Source organism: Zavarzinia aquatilis, from assembly GCF_003173035.1.
GTDB classification, from domain to species: domain Bacteria; phylum Pseudomonadota; class Alphaproteobacteria; order Zavarziniales; family Zavarziniaceae; genus Zavarzinia; species Zavarzinia aquatilis.
The window spans coordinates 1-1039 of sequence record NZ_QGLE01000041.1 but is presented as its reverse complement, the minus strand read 5'-3'; the positions used below and the strand labels follow the sequence as shown (position 1 = coordinate 1039).

General features: G+C 68.7%; 2 protein-coding genes. Both read left to right on the top strand.

From position 1 onward, the window contains the following. Positions 1–486: beta propeller repeat protein (locus DKG74_RS21935; protein ID WP_207779462.1), on the top strand; the 486-nt coding region annotated here is incomplete at its 5' end. Next, positions 483–1039 (top strand): RND transporter family protein (locus DKG74_RS21385; protein WP_207779461.1); only part of this gene is annotated, 557 nt, incomplete at its 3' end. The genes DKG74_RS21935 and DKG74_RS21385, both read left to right, overlap by 4 nt.

Here is a 1039-nt window from a genome sequence, read left to right as displayed (position 1 = left end):
GTCGTCGCGGCGACCGCGGATGGCGGCGCGACCTGGCAGGTCATTTCGGAACAGGCCTATCCGACCCTGATCGACGTCGCCATGGCGGGCGATCATGGTTACGCGGTCGGGCTGAACGGCACGCTGCTCTCGCTGTCGGTCGCGGCGGACGGCGCCTGGACGGTCACGCCGGTCGCCTCGGGCGTGAGCCAGCATCTTCTGTCGGTCGCGCTGTCGGCGGACGGGGCCCGGGGCCTCGTCGGCGGCAACGGCCTGCTGCTCTCGCTCGTGGACGGGACGTTCAAGCCGGCCTCGGTGCCGGACACGGTGCCGCTGTCCTACATCTGGATCGGCGGCGTCGCCATCGGCAAGGACGGTCACGCGGTGGCCGTCGGTCAGGGCGGCCTGATCCTGCGGGCCGACGCGCCCGACGCCGCCTTCGCGCCGGCCGCCATCGAGGCGGGCGTCACCCCGGTTTCCTACACCAGCGCGGAGAAGGCGCAATGATCGCGACCCGAATTGCCGGCTATGTCCGGCGCCGCGCGGCCCTGATCGCCGCGGGCATGATCGTCCTCACCGGCTTCCTCGGCTACATGTCGTTCACCCAGCTGTCGCTGAAGGTCGTGCTCGAGGCGATGCTGCCCGTGCACCACCAGAACGTCGAGCTGATGGCCAAGTTCGGGGCGCAGTTCGGCGGGGCCAACACCACGCTGATCATGGTCGAGAACACGGAAGGCACGATCTACAACGAGAAGTTCATGGCCGCCTACAAGCGGGTCGCGGACGAGATCTACTTCCACCCCTCGGTCCACCGCCACCTGGTGCAGGCGCTCACCCTGCGCAAGACCAAGGCCATCGTCGGCTCGGCCGGGCGCATCGACATCAATGCCATCGCCTGGCCCGACCTGCCGCGCGCGCCCGAGGAATGGGCGAACTTCGAGGCGGCGGTCAAGGCGCAGTACCGCGGTCTCCTCGTCTCCGACGACGAGAAGGCGGGGATGATCATCGCCGACTTCAAGGACGACACGGATTACGCCACGCTGGTCACCTTCATCGAGCA